The organism is Oleiphilus sp. HI0128 (assembly GCF_001635365.1).
In genome coordinates, this window is sequence record NZ_LWGG01000939.1 from 1 (window position 1) to 1,383 (window position 1,383).

The 1,383-nt window shown below is 45.6% G+C and carries 1 protein-coding gene; it reads left to right on the forward strand.

Features of this window, described 5'->3' with window-relative positions:
- Positions 1-36 precede the first annotated feature (36 nt).
- A partial coding sequence (locus A3763_RS15320) for an NAD(P)/FAD-dependent oxidoreductase (protein WP_068760199.1) occupies positions 37-1,383 on the forward strand: 1,347 nt, incomplete at its 3' end.

Below are 1,383 nucleotides of genomic sequence, written 5' to 3' on the forward strand. Positions count from 1 at the left end.
ATTTAACCATTAATTATCCATGTAGGAATTGCTCTTATGACTAAGGAATCCGTTCAGCCTCTCACGAATAAGAAAACACTCAAACCCAGTACGCTAAGAGTGGGCAAACGCTATCGCTCATCGCGTGTCGACGGTCATTATGATGCCGTTGTCATTGGCTCGGGTATTGGCGGTATGACCAGCGCAGCTATGCTGTCTAAGGCTGGGTTAAAGGTCTTGGTATTAGAGCAACACTACACCGCTGGAGGATACACTCACAGCTACTCGCGCAATGGCTACGAATGGGATGTAGGTGTTCACTATATCGGTGAGATGGGCAACCCTAAATCACAAATGCGCAGAATTTTCGACTTTATCACTGACGGTGAATTGAAATGGGCGCCACTAAATAGCAATTACGATCGCTTCCACTTTGGCGAGGATGTTTACAATTTGCGCGCGGGTAGAGATTGTTTCAAACAAGACTTGTTAAAACACTTTCCCGAAGAAGAGCTAGCGATTGATTCCTATCTGAAAATGCTAGATGCCATTACGCGGTGCATGCCCCTTAAGGTTATGGATAAGTTGATGCCAACCTTACTTTCTCGGCCCTATAAGCTGCTCAAGCGTTTCGGCCTGCCTGACTACTTCAACAAGACGACTTATGAAGTCTTAAGTGGACTGACCTCAAATGAAAAGTTAATTGGCGTCTTAACAGGGCAGTGGGGCGATTGTGGTTTACCTCCTAAGCAGTCGAGCTTTTTAATTCATGCACTGATCGCTCGACATTACTTATCGGGTGCTTACTACCCAGAAGGTGGTGCCTGGAAAATAGCCGATACGATTATTCCTGTTATCCAACAGTCAGGTGGTGACTTGCTTACTTATGCAAGCGTCGAAAAAATAGTCGTTGAAAAGGGCGTCGCGTTGGGTGTCGAGATGTCTGATGGTCATATCATTCACGCAGATAAGGTTATTAGTGCTGCAGGCGTAATGAATACCTTTCAAGACCTGGTTCCGCAGGCGCTGAGCAAAAAGTTCTCTTATGATAAAAAGCTGCAAGAAGTTGAATCATCAAAAGCGCACTTGGGAATGTATATTGGTTTGAAGGGCAGCACTGAAGAATTGAAGCTACCCAAGACGAACTTCTGGATCTTTCCTGATTATGACGCCGATAGTGCTTTGGATGCGTTTGAGAATGACAAAGATAAGCCTTTGCCTGCGGTGTATATTTCATTTCCGTCTGCAAAAGACCCTGAATGGCAGCGAAAGAACCCTAGCAAGTCGACGATAGAAATCGTTGCGCCTTGTCCTTATGAATGGTTTGAAAAGTGGGAAGACCAGCCATGGGGGAAACGAGGCACGGACTACGAAGCACTCAAAGACATGTTTACCGAGCGTATG